Here is a 16,784-nt window from a genome sequence, read left to right on the forward strand (position 1 = left end):
GCAAGGTTAAGTAACACAATGTGCGCCCGGGCACACATTGTGTTACTTAACCCTAAAAACAGCGCCACCCCACTGCAAAGAATGGGGTGGCGCTGCGTAAGTGTGAGAATTCTAGACGCGCTGGTTCTTTCCGACACAAACCACTCCGCCAGCGGAGATAGTGAAGCGGGAAGCATCACGCTCAAGGTCAACGCCGATGAATTCGCCTTCGGAAACTACGACGTTCTTGTCCAGGATGGCGTGGCGAACCACAGCTCCCTTGCCCACGCGCACGCCTGGCATGAGAACGGCACCTTCCACGGTGGCGCCTTCCTCCACGATGACGTTGTTCGACAGCACCGAATTGCGCACCGTGCCGCCGGAAATAATACAGCCGGAGGCAACCATGGAGGACTGTGCGATGCCGCCTTGGACGAACTTCGCTGGTGGGAAGTTACCGTCTTCCGTGCAGTGGATAGGCCACTTGCGGTTGTACAGGTTGAACACCGGGTGCACGGAGATGAGGTCCATGTGCGCCTCGTAGAAGGCGTCGATGGTACCTACGTCACGCCAGTAGCCCTTGTCGCGGTCAGAGGAGCCTGGGACGGCGTTGGCGGAGAAGTCGTAAACGTTCGCTTCGCCCTTGTCCACGAAGTACGGGATGATGTCGCCACCCATGTCGTGGTCGGAGTCCTCGTTGTCTTCGTCGGCGGTGAGCGCCGCGATGAGGGCATCCGTGGTGAAGATGTAGTTACCCATGGACGCGTACGTCATGGTTGGGTCATCCGGGGTGCCGGGTGGGTCAGCAGGCTTTTCCAGGAATTCGGTGATGTTGCCGTCTTCGTCGGACTGAATGCAGCCGAAGGCCGTTGCTTCTTCCCGTGGCACGCGAATACCGGCGACGGTGACGGACTTGCCAGACTTGATGTGGTCATCGAGCATCTGACGCGGATCCATGCGGTAGACGTGATCGGCACCGAACACAATGACGTAATCCGGGTTTTCGTCGTAGATAAGGTTCAGCGACTGCAGGATAGCGTCGGCCGAGCCGGTGTACCAGCGCTTGCCCAGGCGCTGCTGTGCAGGTACTGGGGTGATGTATTGGCCGGTAAGTCCGGACAGCTGCCAGGATTGGGAGATGTGCCGGTCAAGGGAATGCGACTTGTACTGGGTCAGGACGCAGATTTGCATAAATCCTGCGTTGACCAGGTTGGACAGCACGAAATCGATGAGTCGGTAGGTGCCACCGAATGGTACTGCCGGCTTTGCTCGGTCCGCAGTCAACGGAAACAGACGTTTGCCCTCGCCACCAGCGAGAACGATTGCTAATACATGGGGTTGAGTTCTCACATATTCCAACGTATCTACATTCACCACCTTCTGCAGTGGCACAGAGAAGTTTTTCCCCACAAAACCCCCTGAGCAGGGAAAATGATTTCATATTTAATTATTCATTCGGCCTAATGTGGGGTTATCGCCCCCATTTGGAGTCCCCAAATCTCACACGCTGCGGGTAACCGGGCAAATGGCTACATTCGAAAGTATGCGAGTTGGAATGATGACCAAGGAATACCCACCGGAGATTTACGGCGGTGCGGGTGTACATATTGCTGAGCTCACCCGCTACATGCGTGAGATCACCGAGGTGGATGTGCATTGCATGGGGGCTCCCCGTGATGAGGCGAACGTTTTCGTTCACGGCGTTGACCCGGAACTTAAGGATGCCAACGCATCCATTCAGACCTTGTCTACTGGCCTGCGGATGGCTAATGCTGCAAGCAATGTGGACGTTGTTCACTCCCACACCTGGTACGCGGGGCTTGGTGGCCACTTGGCTGCACGTTTGTACGACATCCCGCATATTGCCACTGCGCACTCGTTGGAGCCACATCGCCCGTGGAAGCGTGAGCAGCTCGGCGGTGGCTACGAGGTGTCCTCGTGGTCGGAGAAGAATGCGATGGAGTACGCCGACGCAGTGATCGCGGTGTCGGCCCGCATGAAGGACGCGATCCTCGACGCCTACCCTCGTATCGAGCCCGACAAGGTCCGAATCGTGCTCAACGGCATTGATACGCAGTTGTGGCAGCCTCGCCCGACGTTCGAAGAGAACCCACAGTCTGTTCTCAAGGAGCTGGGTGTGGACCCTGAACGTCCGATTGTCGCATTCGTCGGCCGTATCACCAGGCAGAAGGGCGTGGGGCACCTGGTGAAGGCCGCTAAGCTTTTCGACGACGGTGTCCAGCTTGTTCTCTGCGCCGGCGCACCGGATACCCCGGAGATTGCTGCAGAAACGAAGGCGTTGGTCGAAGAACTCCAAGCACAGCGCGACGGCATTTTCTGGGTTCAAGAGTTCCTGCCGAAGGACAAGATCCAGGAGATCCTCACCGCCGCTGATACTTTCGTCTGCCCTTCCATTTACGAACCGCTCGGCATCGTGAACCTGGAGGCTATGGCGTGTGGCACTGCTGTGGTGGCTTCCGATGTTGGAGGTATTCCGGAGGTTGTGGTCGATGGCACCACCGGCACGCTGGTCCACTACGACGAGTCTGACCCGGATGGTTTCGAGCGCGGCATCGCAGAGGCTGTGAACAAGATGGTTGTTGATCGCGACAACGCCCAGAAGATGGGCCAGGCCGGTCGTGACCGCGCTGTCAATGATTTCTCTTGGGCCACCATCGCCCAGCAGACCGTGGATGTGTACAAGTCACTGATGTAAGACGCATCGCGCCTCCATTTCCGGTCGGATCCTTTCAATCCGGCCGGTTTATGCTGTCGCCACTTGTCGCTACCCGCCCCTCCGACGGAGAAATCGGTACGCTGGTTGTGTCTAGCAAGTGGCGTCACACAATCTAGCTGCTTCACGTGCAATCCCTCCCCCGGCAATCGAAGGAAAGCCAATGACTTACTACACCCACCGTCCAGAACTGCACATCACCGCTGAGCAGGGCATTTTGAACGCCCCTGCTGGTGTGCTCCGCAGCGGTGACCATTGGCACATGTTCCACCAGTACCAACCACAATTGGATGCTCCGGCACGGTGGGCGCACCAGTTTGCGGACCGGTTGCCGTTCGATTGGGACATCTGCGATGACGCCCTCGCACCGGAAGAGGGGGAAGTGCAGCTGCGCGCGGGAGCTGTCATCGGTACCCGCAGTGGCGCGGTGGAGCTGTACTTCACCTCGATCACCCCAACGGGAACCTCCATTCACGCAGCGGTCATTGAGGATATCGACGATACCCTGGAAGACATCTCGGATGACGCTTTGGCCGTCGATAAGCACGTGCGTCGCGTGGGGCAGGTCGTTGGCAACCAGGGTGAGTTCAATGATTTCCGCTCCCCGTGCGTTGTCCCGCGGTGGGACTTCGATGAGGTGTCCGGAGAGCCCTTGAAGGGATGGCTGATGCTCGCTGTGACGGGTCATCAAGATCATCCTCAGTTGGTTGTGCTGGATTCTTACGACCGCCGGGACTGGAATTTGCGGGGACCACTGACCTTCGACGGTACCTCCGGCCTGGAGGCGGTAGAGCGACTAGTCAGCCCACGTATCATCCGCTTGCAGGACGAAGTCGACGGCACGGTGTACGACGCTCTCCTCGTCACTATCGAGCACGAAGGCATTGACATTTCCGGCTACCTCATTGGCCGACTCAAGGGCACAACCTTCCAGGTAAAAACCCCGTTCACGCGCCTGGATTTCGGCCACGATTTCACCCGGCCACGCAATACCAACATTGCCTTGCCGGACATCCCTGAAACCCCCGACTACACCTCCGCGCACCTTTTCGGGCTAATGAACGGAATCGGGCGCTACGACGACCCGAGCCAACACCTCAGCCTCACCGAAGAGGGCTGGGCCAACTGCCTCACCCTGCCACGCGTAGCCACCCTGCAGGACGGACTGATTTATCAAACCCCCGCCCCAGGCCTACCGACTGCCATTCGCAGCTCCGATCGCGCCTGCATGTACACCGGACTCATCGATACCTCCGCCACCAATGCTGAGGTACGCGTCGCGCTTATCGACGACCAAGGCCGCACCGCCGCGGTCATTGCGCATCAGGGAGACCTGCTTACTTTTGACCGGTCAATGAATCCCCACCACACCGGGGATCACATCGCAGAAGGTCCACTGATCGCCGCGGACACCGATGCGCTAACCATCATCGTGGACGGTTCAGCCGTGGAGGTGTACGCCGACGGCGGTGCGATGACCATGGCAAGTCGCCTCTACGCGCAGTCCCGCATCGTCGATTTCCAGGTGACAGTCGTGGGCGAAGCGGTCATCGAGCAGGAAACCGCGATCTTCCCGCTCGAAGCACCGAAGATTCACGGCATTGAGCCAGCCTTCCCCGGCGAGGACAACTAACTCGTCTGTCCCTAGGCCCGGCGCAGGCGGGTGATCTGCGCTTTGGCCGTCACAGTCATCTTGTCCGGCAGCTTCGCGATCCTGCGGGCCAGTTCCTCCTTTTCAATGTGTCGCGCAGAAGGGCTCATGCCGATCTGCGCCGCAATGGAGTCACGGTCCAGCTCCATGGGGAATTCAATGAGGGTGTCCTCCCCCACCCGGGTCAGGAACCCCTGGGACTTCTCCAGCAAGTGGTCAATTTTTCCTTCTTCCACGCCAATGATCCCCAGTGGCTCGCGCAGCTCATCCAGGTGGCCGGGATGAGCGGTCAGCACGATCACCTCGCCGTTTTCGCGGAGGATCCGGGCAAACTCCTGCGGATTGCGCGGCGCGAAAATAACAGTAATGACATCAACTGAGTTGTCCCGGATCGGCAGGCGCTGCCACGCATCAGCAACCACGGCCCCCACGCGTGGGTGACACTTAGCCAGGTGCTTTGCTGCAGGTACGGAAACGTCGATGCCGACGCCACGCGAATCCGCCACATCATCCAGGGCATGCGCTAGGTAGTAGCCGGTACCGGCACCAATTTCGACGATCACCGGGTGGTGGTCATCCGATACTCCTGCGTCGTCAAGCACCTGGTGGATATGCTCGGAGACAGCTTCCACGAAGGGGGCAAAGTGCCCCCGAGACAGGAACGTTTCCCGCGACTGAACCATCGCTGCATCATCACCGGTATGTTTCAGGCCTTCGCCCGCGATCAACGACACGTACCCTTGGCGGGCAACATCAAAGCTATGGCCGCTGGTCGAAATGACGCGGCGATCGTCGTCGGTAAGCTGCAGGTCGGTGCCGTCGGTCGGGTCGGCAAGAATGTCGATGATGTCACGCAGCATCTGCGCACCTTTCGTTAAAGCATGGGAATAAAAAAGACACCACGAAAACAGGCGTGGTGTCACGACAGGGAAAAGTTAGCTGGAAGCCTCTACGAGCAACGCACCAAGCTCGGCTGCCTCTTCCTTGTTAAGTTCGACCACCAGGCGGCCGCCACCGTCAGTTGGAATACGCATTACGATCTTCCGGCCTTCTTCGACCGCTTCCATCGGACCGTTGCCTGTCCTTGGCTTCATGGCTGCCACGATGAGTCAGCTCCTATTCTTTAAAAGCGTGTGTCCTTAACTGACCATCCTAGTTCAAAACACACTGCCGTGAGTTAGGTGAAATTAAAAACACCAGGTCCCTGCCCTATTATCACTCACGGAATTTAAAACTATGGCACAATCCCTGGTTTTTTAGTCGCTGTGGCAAGCTCGGCCCGTGCCTCATCTAGTTGGGTAATGAGCTGCTCCAATACGGCGTCAACCTGGTCCTGGCGGTACCCGCGCAGGACAGTATCGAAGCGCACCACATCATATTGCTGCTGGGCCACGGCCTCTCTGTTGAGTTCTTGCAGGTCAAGGTTGTCCACCAACGGTGGCATGATTTCTCCCCGACCAAAGGCCTTACCGAACACCACCGTGAGCACGGCGACCACAACAGCCAAGCCCACCAAGTACGACATCCACACGAGCACGACGGCGACCTTTCACAGTCCGACAACAGCTATTCGTCATAGCGTAGCAAGGGGTGGGCGCTGCTCGGGGCACTGAGCAGGTGTGAGCACTTCCTCACGCAGACCGGGCACCCGTGACAGCACCGTGGCCACCACCACGTCCGCCATGGGCGCCAACTCAGCAAGGGGCCGATTCCGGTGGTGCCGGGCTCCCAAATCAACCTGAGCTATTGCCGCTACCCCGCGCAGCTGCGCGACGTCCAGTAGGATCCCCACCTCCACGCCATAACCTGCGGTGAACGGCAGCTGCCTGGCGATGTCCCGCCTAATCGCATATTCCCCAGATAGGGGTTGGGCAATGCCAGCCAATTCCGGAAACAGCTGCCGGAGCAAGGGCTTGGCGGCCAGTTCGGTGACCCGGCCGCCGCCAGTTCGGGCGCCATGAAACCCGCGCTCGTAACGGGCTTTCACCAGCTGGATTTCGGGGTTGGCGAAGGGCTGTACCAGGTCACGCACCAGGTGGGCACGTGGCTGGATCAAGTCAGCGTCCACAAATGCGATGAACTCGCCACGCGCCGCCGCCACGCCTCGCCAAAGCGCCTCTCCTTTTCCCGGAACCGGTGGGATCTGAGGCAGGATGTCGCGCCAATTCAACACCGTAGCCCCCGCCTGCGCTGCTACGTGTGCGGTGCGGTCGGTGGAATCGGAGTCGATCACGAGTACCTCACAGGGATCGTCGGCACGAACGGAAGCCACCACCTCCCCCACTGTCGCTTCTTCATTCAGCGCTGGAATGACCACGCTCGTGCGCGCCAGAAGTTCGTTCACACCAGACCTCGGATGGTGCGCTTCGGGGGCACAATCCCAGCGATGGCGCCAGTCATATGAATCACGTCAATGGTTTCCTTTACTTGATGTGCCCGGAACGCCGCCACGCCACGGGCCGCTGACCAGGCGGTAGCCGCGAGAGTCCCGGGGACCCGCTCGCTCACGTCCCGTCCCACAGTCTCACCCACAAAGTCCTTGTTCGACAGCGCCATCAACACAGGCCACCCAGTAGCTACGATCTCGTCGATGCGCCGCAGTAGCTCCAGGCCATGGAACGTGTTCTTGCCAAAATCGTGGGTGGGATCGATAAACACCAGGTTTTCGGGCACGCCACAGGCCACGGCACGTTCGGCCTGGCGGGTGGTTTCCGCAATCACGTCGGCCACCACGTCGTCGTAATGCACGCGGTACGGGCGGGTGCGTGGGATCGCGCCACCGGTGTGCGAACAGACGTACCCCACTCGGTGTTGCCCCGCTACTGCTACCAGTTCTGGGTCGTGCCCAGCCCACGTGTCATTGACTAGTGTGGCGCCCGCGGCGATGGCGCAGTCCGCAACCTCACTGCGCCAAGTATCCACGGAGATCGCTACCCCTGGGCAGCGCTGATGCAGCTCTGCGATCAAGGGGACAACTCGATCGATTTCCGCTGCGGCGTCGACAAGCGGCCCTGGCCCCGCCTTCACCCCGCCGATGTCAATGATGCGCGCGCCCTGCTCAGCCGCCGCCACCGCCGCTTGCACTGCCTTATCGACGGCAAACGTCGCACCCTTGTCGTAAAAGGAATCGGGGGTTCTATTCACGATCGCCATGACCACCGCTAACTCCGGGCGTGCGGGATCAGCGAACCCGGATCTCACATGAGGCTTCATCTAAGCGTTGCTCATCCCTGCAGCGACCTCTGAGGCCTCGGAGGCCTGCCCACCCACGGCTGGCTCTCCCTGTCGCAAGTGCTCATGCTCATCGACGATGAACTCGATGGCTTCCTCCACGGAATCCGTCACCACAAACAAATCCGTGTCCTTGTCGCTGATCATTCCTTCACCGATCAGGCGATCCTTGATCCATTCCACTAGTCCGCCCCAGAACTCGGTGCCGATCAGCACGATGGGATAGTTAGTGATCTTGCCGGTCTGCACCATGCACAGCGCTTCAAACAGCTCGTCGAGCGTGCCAAAACCGCCCGGCAAGCACACGAACGCCTGCGAGTACTTCAGGAACATCGTCTTACGGACGAAGAAGTACCGAAAGTTTAAGCCCAAATCCACCCAGGCGTTAAGAGCCTGCTCATGCGGAAGCTCAATGCCCAGGCCCACCGATAGCCCGTCCGCTTCCGAAGCACCACGGTTCGGAGCCTCCATCAATCCTGGTCCACCACCGGTGATGACTGCGTAGCCAGCCTTGACCAACTCCTCACCCAGGCGCTGCCCCTGCTCGTAGTACGGGTGATCTTCCTTAATGCGGGCCGAACCGAACACAGTCACAGCCAGTGGCATCTCAGCCAACGCACCGAAACCGCTCACGAACTCGCTTTGAATACGCAGCACTCGCCAAGGATCGGTGTGCAGCCAGTCAATATTGTGCTGCTGGTCCAGCAGCCGCTGGTCCGTAGTACTTTCCTGAGGCCCAGCATGCCGCAACAACACCGGGCCGCGCAGCATACGCTTCTTATCCTCGTTCGGGGTCTTGCTGGGCGCCACTATGAACCTCTTTCAGTGCATCGTTGTTCACTTTGTCAGTATTCGACGCTAGTGGTTTTCAGCATCCTTTGCTTGCCGAACCACCATTCATCGCTCTCGATACATGCTTTTGCGCAATACCCTTTAGACTGGACATATGACGATTGTGGGCGCATTGGCAGACGGAATTGCAAACATCGCAGCCGACGGTACGGTTCTTGATACCTGGTACCCGGCACCCCAGCTGAAGCGTTGGCCGAAAAATAATGTGCCAGAATCGGACACCGTTCGCCTCGGAGCTCAGGATCTCACACCAAAGATGCTGTCTCTGGTGGGAATAGATGAAGATCGCATGGTGGAGCAGGTAGCTGTTCGGACGCGGATCGCGGACCTAACGAAGCCTCCAGTGGACGCCCACGACGTATACCTTCGCCTTCATCTGCTCTCCCACCGACTGGTGGAACCCGGAAAGATGAACATGGAAGGCTCCCTGCGGATTTTGGCTACTGTGGTGTGGACCAACAAGGGCCCCTGCCTTCCCACGAACTTTGAATACGTCCGTCGCGCGCTGCGGTCCCGTGGCTTGATTCACGTTTACGCCGTGGACAGGCTTCCTCGCATGGTCGATTATGTTGTTCCTTCTGGGATCCGTATCGCGGAAGCTGAGCGGGTCCGGCTGGGCGCTTACCTCGCGCCGGGCACCTCGGTACTGCGCGAAGGTTTCGTCTCTTTTAACGCGGGTTCGCTGGGGCCCGCGCGCATCGAGGGCCGTGTGTCGTCGTCGGTCGTTATTGACGAGGACTGCACCATCGAGCTGAGCGCAGTGTTGATGGGCTTGAAGGATAAGGATGGCAAACGCCACCCTCTCCGGGTAGGTAAGGGCTGCACGTTCGGGGTGGCTAGTGGCGTAATCGGTGTTGACCTGGGCAATAACTGTCATATCGGCACGAACCTGATCATCGAACCGGTTACCAGCCTATACTTCCCAGACACTGATTCCATCGCTCCGGCCAGCAGCATCGCTGGCCAGGATAATTGGATGATCCTCAGGGAAGCGCACCACCCAGAACCGGTGGCTCGCCAAATAACTCCTTAGCTGCTCCATTACCCTGGTTTTCATTTCTGCGCGCCCCATCACCCCTAAATTTGGGGAAAATGGGACAGTTTGTCTCGTTTTTCGCGGGTTTTTAATACTCAAGTTGGTGAATGTTATGCACGCACGGAATAGTTAAGACATGACAATTGCGGAACGCACTAAAACTGACTTGGGTCACGGGCTAAAGACCCGCCATCTCACAATGATGGGCCTCGGCTCGGCGATTGGCGCCGGCCTGTTTTTGGGCACCGGCGTGGGCATTCAACTTGCCGGCCCTGCAGTCTTGCTTGCATACATTGCAGCAGGCATCATCGTTATCTTCGTGATGCAGATGCTCGGTGAAATGGCCGCGGCACGCCCAGCATCCGGATCCTTTTCCACCTACGCCGAAATGGCCTTCGGCCACTGGGCTGGCTTTACCCTCGGCTGGCTGTACTGGTTCATGCTTGTGATGGTGATGGGCGCCGAAATGACCGGAGCTGCCGCCATCATGAGTAGCTGGTTCGGCGTTGACCCGTGGATTCCCGCCCTGGTCTGCGTGGTGGGTTTCGCCGTCGTGAACCTCATGCAGGTGCGTGGCTTCGGCGAGTTTGAGTTCTGGTTCGCTTTTATCAAGGTCGCCGTCATTATCGTGTTCCTGGCGATCTCGGTCTTGATGATTTTCGGGCTCCTCCCAGGCACCGAGTTTGTGGGAACCAAGAACTTTATTGGTGACAGCGGCTTCATGCCGAACGGCATCACCGGTGTTGCCGCGGGCCTGCTGGCAGTTGCCTTCGCGTTCGGCGGTATCGAAATTGTCACCATTGCCGCTGCGGAATCCGAAAACCCTTCTGCAGCAATCGGCACCGCGGTGCGTTCCGTGATCTGGCGTATCTCCCTGTTCTACCTCGGCTCTGTGCTCGCGATTTGCTTCCTGCTACCGTACGACGAAATCGGCGGCGCAAAGACCGCTGCGGAGTCCCCATTCACTATCATCCTGGGGCAGGCTGGCATTCCTGGTATCGCTCAGATCATGGAAGCCGTCATCGTCCTGGCGCTGCTCTCGGCATTCAATGCTCAGATCTACGCCACCTCCCGCCTGGTGTACGCCTTGGCAGAGAAGAAGGATGCTCCGGCGTTCTTCGCCAAGCTCAACGCCGCAAAGGTTCCTAACAACGCCGTGTTGCTCTCCATGGTCTTTGCCTTCGCGTCTGTTGGCCTACAGTACTGGAACCCAGCTGGTCTGCTCACGTTCCTTCTCAATGCTGTTGGCGGCTGCTTGATCGTCATCTGGCTCATGATTTGCTTTAGCCACCTGCGGTTGCACCGCGAGATGGAAGCCAACGGCGAGCTCAGCGTACGGATGTGGGGTTTCCCAGCCCTGCCATGGCTGACTGTCATCGCACTGATCGGCCTGACCGTGTTGATGTTGTTTGATGAGTCCGCACGTGGCCAAATCACCTCCGTCACCATCGTGACCTTGGTGCTGGTGGCATTGAGCTTCACCACGCGCAACAAGAACAAAATTTAGTTCTTCTCCCCACTTCGCGGGTCCAACAGTTTTTTTACATGTTGGACCCGCCTTTTCGTGCCCGAAGCTCACCCTTTACACTGCACATGTGGTGTCACATCACCTCACGTCCCCGCGATCATGAAAGTTAGCGAACTATGCACTCTTCTGCGCCATCCCTAGGCAACGGGCTGAAAGTCCGGCACCTCACCATGATGGGCCTTGGCTCCACCATTGGTGCAGGATTGTTCCTTGGCTCGGGCGTAGGGATTAAGGCTGCCGGTCCGGCCGTGCTACTTGCTTACATGTTCGCTGGTTCGCTCGCTGTGCTGGTCATGCGCATGCTCGGTGAAATCGGTTCGGTTGTGCCAGCTTCCGGTAGCTTTTCCGAATATGCGGAGATGGGAATCGGGCGCTGGGCTGGATTCGTACAAGGGTGGATTTATTGGCTCGCCACCATTGCTGTGCTCGGCGCGGAGTTAACCGGCGCCTCCGCCCTGGTTGGTTCCTGGTTCGGGGTGGAGCCTTGGATCCCGGCTGCTGTGTTTGTGGTGTTTTTTGCGGTCATCAATCTGCTGCGGGTGCGCGCCTTCGGCGAGTTCGAGTTCTGGTTCGCTTTTATTAAGGTGGCCGTGCTGGTGGTGTTCTTAGCGATTGGCCTTGGCTTGATCCTTCACATCATTCCCGGCAACGAAATGGTGGGCACGCAGGTCTTTTTGGCAGATGGTTTTCTTCCCAACGGCATCGGCGGCGTCGCCACGGCAATCCTGGCGGTAGCGTTTGCGTTTGGCGGTATTGAGGTCGTCGCTATTGCAGCTGCCGAGTCCGAGGACCCCGAGCACTCGCTCGTCAATGCCGTGAAAACGACTATTACCCGAATCTCGGTGTTTTATCTCGGATCTGTGCTGGTCATTACGTTTTTGCTGCCATGGTCGTCGTTAGGCGCGGCGGAAGGCGCGGCGGAAAGCCCGTTCACGCAGGTGCTGGAGCTGGCGGGCATCCCTGGGATCGCGATGGTGATGGAAGTGGTGATCGTCCTGGCGTTGCTGTCCGCGTTTAACGCCCAGATTTTCGCCAGCTCACGCATGCTGTACTCGCTGGCGAAGCGGGGCGAGGCTCCGGAGCTTTTTGCGCGCACTTCTGGCGCCAATGTCCCGCTTCCTGCCATCATTTTGTCTATTGTGCTGAGCGTCGTGATGGTGGTGCTGAATTACATCGATACGGGCTGGTTGCTCGGGTTCATGCTGAACTCTGCGGGCGCGTCATTGCTCATCGTGTGGGCTTTTATCGCTGTGTCCCAGCTGCGACTGCGCCCTGAGCTTGAACGGCGCTTCGATTTGAAGGTGCGCATGTGGGCATACCCGTGGCTGACGTGGGTCACGCTACTTGCGCTGGCCGCACTTGCTGCGCTGATGCTTAGCGACGCCACTGCCCGCGTCCAGCTAACCTCTGCCGCAATCATGTTCACCGGCCTCTTTATCGCATCGGTCGTCAATGCCAAGGTGCAGGGCGCGTCACCGTGGGCCCGTAAATAGTTAGGGTGCGAAATCGAGCGTACGTATGGGATTTTTCAGCGCTTAGAAGTCCCATCGGTACGCTCTATTTCCGCAGCCCAACCCTGCTCTCCTCCCTCTCTGGGGTGGATTTTTTACGCCTACCCCCTTGCCATAATGTCTAGTTTTCTTTACACTTGGAAAACGAAAGGAGCCATTATGGGAGAAGAACTTAACTCCAACATGGTTCGCAAACTCCGCCGTTGGAACGAGCTATCACAAGCGGAACTTGCGAAACAGGTGGGAGTATCCAGACAAACAATCGCCAATATCGAGGGGGGCAACTACTCCCCTTCCGTACACCTAGCTCTTGATATCTGCCACGTACTTGGTGAAACAGTTGAACGCGTCTTTGGACGCGAACAGGAAAGGAGCTAAAAATGACAATCAATGACCACATTATCGCCCGCGCCGAAAGCTTCTACACAGACGAATTTGAGCGCGCCCAATTGCACAAATCCGCCACGGCGGGCATGTACTGGACCAACTACCTCAGCCTGGCCATGGCACCACTGCTCGCCTGGCTTCTCGACGGCCGACAGGCCTACCTCTCATTCCTCGCGTTAATCCCCATCTCAATTGGCACCTTCACCAGCACTAAGTGGCTCAGCCGAACAGTCCCACATCCTAAACTCAGCAACTTTAGGCACCTCTGGAGCTGGGAATGGGCCTTCATAGTGGCCGTTATCGTGGTGTGGCTTGCCTCGCTCATCTCAAACAACGCTGGCACCCCCTTCTACGCCAACGGCACGGTCACCGGCGCAATTGCTGGATTTGTGGCCGTAATGCTCATCACCCCGCTGTACACAGGATGGCTGCGAAAGCGCGATCAGCGGCGCTTGGAAAGCGAGTTAGAGGACTAACGATGCCGGATTTGGTAACGCAAACTGACGAAAATCCTCCGAAAAAGTCATTTTGCATCACCAAATCCGGCACGCACTCCTATCTAGGATCGGCTTCGATGACTACATGCGTCGGTTTCTTTGTCCGGAACGCCCATAGCTTGTTGATGATGAAGTTCACCGGCATGGCCACCAGGATGGAGATCGCTTGTGCCCAGTAGAACCGGTTTTTCAGCCCTGAGGAGTCATCGAGGAAGTCTGGGAGTGCCAGTGGTGACGTTGGGTTGAGCATGAGTGTGGAGACTGCCATTTGCACGAGCAGGGCGAGCAGCCCTGTGGTGAGGAAGGGGAAGAACCCGCGTAGCCAGCTGCGTTTTTCCAGTCCGCCGAATGTCCATGTGCGGTTGAGCTGGTAGTTCCACATGTTGGCTACGAGGAAGGCGATGGCTTGAAATACGTGGAAGCCACGGATATTGAAGGGGGTGCCGGGGATCCCGAGCACGGCTTCGTGGTAGTCCGGCCCGCCAGAGAATACGGAGATTTTCAGGGCGAGGTACGCCACCAGTAGGTTGACGGGTACTCCTGAGCCGCCGACGATGCCGAATTTGATGAACTGACGAGTATTCGTCCTCAGACGTTCACTAAGCACAACGTAACTCTTCTAATATGTTGACAGGGCTAATCTGCACAATCTTACTCGGTGCTTGCCCAGAAACCCGATTCGACAAGACGTGGCGAAGTCCACACCCCGCGCCCCACACCGCCCCATAAGTCCAGTTCAAGGTGGGTGGCGCAGAGTTTGAGCGTGTCTGAAAAGTTATCAAGTTGCAGCCTTTTGTCTATCGGATAGGTATCGTCCCCGTCGATCGGTGCCCCTAGATGCGAGCACAGCACCCGCAGTTGATGGGTATGTCCGGTCAGTGGTTCAAGTTCCACCAGGTGGTCCTGTAACAGCCGCGCCCTCGTCACGGTCTTTTTCCCACGGGTGTCCACGCGCACTTGCCGCTCCCCTTTCACTTTCAGCATTGGCAGTTCGAAGGTCTGCCATTCTGTCCCCAAGGGCAGGTGGCCGGATACCACCGCCCGATGGCGTTTCTTGGCATGTCGATGAGCGAATTGCTGTTGGTAGAACCCGCGGGTTTCAGCAGATGTGGACAGCGCCAGCAGCCCGCACGTGAGGCGGTCGAGGCGATGCACGGCCACGATGTCATCATTTCCGGTGGCTACGCGCTGTCGGGTTTGCACAGTTTCCCGCACGAGACGGCCGTTGGGGGTGCTTGGCACAAACGCGGGCTTATCGACGACCATAAGCCCACACCCCTGAAACACCGGAATTTCCTGGAACGGAATGGGATCCTCGGGCGGGACTTCTTCGTGATACCAGGCAGGGGTCGGTTTTGGCAGCACTGTACCCGGTTCCAGCACGGATCCGAATGCAAACCCGCTGTCCCCGGAAGCACCAGCGTAGTAGGTGCGATCGGAGGGCACCACTGAGCGCAACACTACGCGCAGCGGTGAAATCCCGTCTCGCGCCGGGATGGGGGCCTTAGCCAAGGCGTGCGCAGGCGGCGTCAATGGCTTCGTCTGAGCCGGTCAGTGCAACGCGCACGTAATCGTTTCCCTTGGGGCCGTAGAATTCGCCCGGCGCCACCAAAATGCCGTATTCGGCGAGCCATGCGACGGTGTCTCGCCCTGGTTCGCCGCGGGTTGCCCACAGGTAGAGTCCGGCTTCGGAATCGGTGATGGTGCAGCCGGCGTCGATAAGCGCGCGCATCAGCTTCGCGCGACGCTTGGCGTAGCGCAGCTTTTGGAGGGCTTCTTGCTCGTCGTCACGCAGCGCAGCGAGCGCAGCGTGCTGAACAGCGTGCGGCACCATCAGGCCCAGGTGCTTGCGGGCGAGGCGCAGCTCAGCGATGAGTGCGGGGTCCCCCGCGAAGAAACCGAAGCGGTAGGACGCGAGGTTCGAGGACTTCGACAGCGAATGCAACGCGAGAAGCCCAGTGAGGTTCCCCTCGTTAACGCGCGGATCCAAGATCGATACCGGCGGGTTGCCATCATCCCAGCCGAGACCGATGTAGCACTCGTCGGATACTACGATCACGCCACGTTCCTGGGCCCAGGACACTACTTTTTTCAGGTGTTCGAGTCCGAGCACTTTACCGGTCGGGTTGGCAGGCGTGTTGAGGTAGATGAGCGACGGCGTCATCGGCCCCAGCTTCGTCAGGGAATCTGCCCGCACGACCTCGGCACCCGCGGTGAGGGCGGCCACCTCATAGGTTGGGTACGCCACCTCGGGAATGACCACAGTGTGGCCAGCGCCAATACTCAGCATCAGCGGGGTGAGGGCCACAGCTTCCTTTGTTCCCACCACCGGCTGGACATGATCCGGGCTGAGCCCAGACACACCGTAGCGACGGTCCAGCCAAGAGACGATTTCTTCCCGCAACCCAGCAATCCCCTCGGTGGGCGGGTATCCGGGGTAAGCGGCGGCACCGACGAGGGCCAATTGGATACCCGGCGCGACGTCATCGATCGGGGTGCCGATGGACAGGTCGATGAGGCCCTCGGGGTGCTGGGACGCGCGCTCACGGGCGGCGGAAAGCGTATCCCAAGGGAACTCGGGCAGTCGGCGGCCTAGGACATCACGCGGGCGGGTTGACATTAGTCGTTGACCTGCGGTGGGAGCTTAGCAACGAGCTCAGCGTCGAAGTCTTGTGGGCCGAGCTTGGCGGCGCCGCCTGGAGAGCCGAGTTCGTCGAAGAAGGCGGCGTTGGCGTCGTTGTAGTCAATCCACTCGTCTGGCACGTCATCCTCGTAGAAGATTGCTTCCACTGGGCACACTGGTTCGCAGGCACCGCAGTCAACGCACTCATCGGGGTGGATGTACAGGGAGCGCTTGCCTTCGTAGATGCAGTCAACTGGGCATTCTTCGACGCATGCTTTGTCCATGACGTCGACGCAAGGTTGCGCAATGGTGTAAGTCATCGGGTTCTACATTCTTTCGACGATGGTCCCCACCCAGTGTGGGGAGGTAATCAATGTGCTCTATTGTGCCACTTGGGGTCGCATGAGTGGCCACAAGCCCCCGGCGAGTCCGGCTGCGAGCAGCCCGAGGCTCCGAGGATTCGCCCCCACTAGAGTATCCCCAGAAATGCTCACCCAGAAAGTCAGGGCAAGAAAACCGAGGATCCACACGGTCAGGGGAACGAGGTATCCCCCCATGTTGGATGTCCAGAGCCGGGCGGTCTTGGTGAGCACTCCGTTAAACAAGAAGGCTATAAGAATCGGGTACGGGAACGCCACTGCGCTGCCGTCGGGCAGGGTGATCCAGGTGCCGAGGTACACCACTTCCAGTACTACGCTGAGTAGCGCACCGAGACTGAGCCAGAACAGCCCGAGAATCTTCTCCCCCATGGAGTG

Annotated in this window: 19 protein-coding genes; 7 read left to right on the forward strand and 12 right to left on the reverse strand. The window is 58.7% G+C overall.

Annotation, left to right across the window (positions count from 1 at the left end):
* Nucleotides 1-111 precede the first annotated feature (111 nt).
* Complete coding sequence (glgC, locus tag HW450_RS02590) at nucleotides 112-1,329, reverse strand: glucose-1-phosphate adenylyltransferase (protein ID WP_407926292.1); 1,218 nt, start codon at nucleotides 1,327-1,329, stop codon at nucleotides 112-114.
* 193 nt (nucleotides 1,330-1,522) lie between these two features.
* On the opposite strand from glgC, the gene glgA reads away from it, so the two are divergent.
* Together glgA and HW450_RS02600 are read left to right on the forward strand one after the other, a co-directional pair.
* Nucleotides 1,523-2,695: a glycogen synthase gene (gene glgA / locus HW450_RS02595; protein ID WP_182386472.1), complete on the forward strand. Its 1,173-nt coding sequence runs from the start codon at nucleotides 1,523-1,525 to the stop codon at nucleotides 2,693-2,695.
* A 181-nt stretch (nucleotides 2,696-2,876) separates the two neighbouring features.
* Nucleotides 2,877-4,346 (forward strand): GH32 C-terminal domain-containing protein, encoded by a 1,470-nt coding sequence (locus HW450_RS02600; RefSeq protein ID WP_182386473.1) that lies wholly within the window; start codon nucleotides 2,877-2,879, stop codon nucleotides 4,344-4,346.
* 11 nt (nucleotides 4,347-4,357) lie between these two features.
* Here HW450_RS02600 and HW450_RS02605 read toward each other — a convergent pair whose 3' ends face one another.
* The 6 genes from HW450_RS02605 to HW450_RS02630 form a co-directional block, all read right to left on the reverse strand.
* On the reverse strand, nucleotides 4,358-5,224 hold the full coding sequence (locus HW450_RS02605) for a methyltransferase domain-containing protein (RefSeq protein WP_182386474.1): 867 nt from the start codon (nucleotides 5,222-5,224) through the stop codon (nucleotides 4,358-4,360).
* Nucleotides 5,225-5,299: 75 nt separating this feature from the next.
* On the reverse strand, nucleotides 5,300-5,467 hold the full coding sequence (locus tag HW450_RS02610) for a DUF3117 domain-containing protein (RefSeq protein WP_182386475.1): 168 nt from the start codon (nucleotides 5,465-5,467) through the stop codon (nucleotides 5,300-5,302).
* Between the two features lie 131 nt (nucleotides 5,468-5,598).
* Nucleotides 5,599-5,901 (reverse strand): DivIVA domain-containing protein, encoded by a 303-nt coding sequence (locus tag HW450_RS02615; protein WP_182386476.1) that lies wholly within the window; start codon nucleotides 5,899-5,901, stop codon nucleotides 5,599-5,601.
* Nucleotides 5,902-5,937: 36 nt separating this feature from the next.
* Nucleotides 5,938-6,708 carry a glucosyl-3-phosphoglycerate synthase gene (locus HW450_RS02620; protein WP_232843303.1) on the reverse strand — a complete coding sequence of 257 codons (771 nt, stop codon included), beginning with the start codon at nucleotides 6,706-6,708 and terminating at the stop codon, nucleotides 5,938-5,940.
* The gene (gene folP / locus HW450_RS02625; RefSeq protein WP_182386477.1) at nucleotides 6,705-7,577 is read right to left on the reverse strand and encodes a dihydropteroate synthase; all 873 of its coding nucleotides are present in this window, start codon (nucleotides 7,575-7,577) and stop codon (nucleotides 6,705-6,707) included. Before folP ends, HW450_RS02620 begins: the two co-directional genes overlap by 4 nt.
* Nucleotides 7,578-8,405 carry an LOG family protein gene (locus tag HW450_RS02630; protein WP_182386478.1) on the reverse strand — a complete coding sequence of 276 codons (828 nt, stop codon included), beginning with the start codon at nucleotides 8,403-8,405 and terminating at the stop codon, nucleotides 7,578-7,580. It abuts the gene before it with no gap.
* 136 nt (nucleotides 8,406-8,541) lie between these two features.
* Here HW450_RS02630 and HW450_RS02635 point away from each other — a divergent pair, with 136 nt between their 5' ends.
* The 5 genes from HW450_RS02635 to HW450_RS02655 all read left to right on the forward strand — a co-directional run bounded on the left by HW450_RS02635 (nucleotide 8,542) and on the right by HW450_RS02655 (nucleotide 13,385).
* The gene (locus tag HW450_RS02635; RefSeq protein WP_182386479.1) at nucleotides 8,542-9,480 is read left to right on the forward strand and encodes a DapH/DapD/GlmU-related protein; all 939 of its coding nucleotides are present in this window, start codon (nucleotides 8,542-8,544) and stop codon (nucleotides 9,478-9,480) included.
* 139 nt (nucleotides 9,481-9,619) lie between these two features.
* On the forward strand, nucleotides 9,620-10,990 hold the full coding sequence (locus HW450_RS02640) for an amino acid permease (protein ID WP_182386480.1): 1,371 nt from the start codon (nucleotides 9,620-9,622) through the stop codon (nucleotides 10,988-10,990).
* Nucleotides 10,991-11,127: 137 nt separating this feature from the next.
* Nucleotides 11,128-12,504: an amino acid permease gene (locus HW450_RS02645; RefSeq protein WP_182386481.1), complete on the forward strand. Its 1,377-nt coding sequence runs from the start codon at nucleotides 11,128-11,130 to the stop codon at nucleotides 12,502-12,504.
* Between the two features lie 177 nt (nucleotides 12,505-12,681).
* Nucleotides 12,682-12,900, forward strand: coding sequence for a helix-turn-helix transcriptional regulator (locus HW450_RS02650; protein WP_182386482.1), 219 nt, complete (start codon nucleotides 12,682-12,684; stop codon nucleotides 12,898-12,900).
* Nucleotides 12,901-12,902: 2 nt separating this feature from the next.
* Nucleotides 12,903-13,385: a hypothetical protein gene (locus HW450_RS02655; protein WP_182386483.1), complete on the forward strand. Its 483-nt coding sequence runs from the start codon at nucleotides 12,903-12,905 to the stop codon at nucleotides 13,383-13,385.
* Between the two features lie 79 nt (nucleotides 13,386-13,464).
* Here HW450_RS02655 and HW450_RS02660 read toward each other — a convergent pair whose 3' ends face one another.
* Genes HW450_RS02660 through HW450_RS02680 form a run of 5 tightly spaced genes read right to left on the reverse strand, consistent with a single transcriptional unit; the run spans nucleotide 13,465 to nucleotide 16,778 of the window.
* Complete coding sequence (locus HW450_RS02660; RefSeq protein ID WP_232843304.1) at nucleotides 13,465-14,013, reverse strand: GtrA family protein; 549 nt, start codon at nucleotides 14,011-14,013, stop codon at nucleotides 13,465-13,467.
* A gap of 44 nt (nucleotides 14,014-14,057) precedes the next feature.
* On the reverse strand, nucleotides 14,058-14,939 hold the full coding sequence (locus HW450_RS02665; protein WP_232843305.1) for a pseudouridine synthase: 882 nt from the start codon (nucleotides 14,937-14,939) through the stop codon (nucleotides 14,058-14,060).
* On the reverse strand, nucleotides 14,911-16,026 hold the full coding sequence (gene dapC, locus HW450_RS02670) for a succinyldiaminopimelate transaminase (protein ID WP_182386484.1): 1,116 nt from the start codon (nucleotides 16,024-16,026) through the stop codon (nucleotides 14,911-14,913). The genes HW450_RS02665 and dapC overlap by 29 nt, the downstream gene beginning before the upstream one ends.
* Complete coding sequence (gene fdxA / locus HW450_RS02675; RefSeq protein WP_182386485.1) at nucleotides 16,026-16,349, reverse strand: ferredoxin; 324 nt, start codon at nucleotides 16,347-16,349, stop codon at nucleotides 16,026-16,028. The genes dapC and fdxA overlap by 1 nt, the downstream gene beginning before the upstream one ends.
* A 60-nt stretch (nucleotides 16,350-16,409) precedes the next feature.
* Complete coding sequence (locus HW450_RS02680) at nucleotides 16,410-16,778, reverse strand: hypothetical protein (RefSeq protein WP_182387292.1); 369 nt, start codon at nucleotides 16,776-16,778, stop codon at nucleotides 16,410-16,412.
* Nucleotides 16,779-16,784: the final 6 nt, after the last annotated feature.

It is taken from the genome of Corynebacterium hindlerae (genome assembly GCF_014117265.1).
Classification (GTDB): domain Bacteria; phylum Actinomycetota; class Actinomycetes; order Mycobacteriales; family Mycobacteriaceae; genus Corynebacterium; species Corynebacterium hindlerae.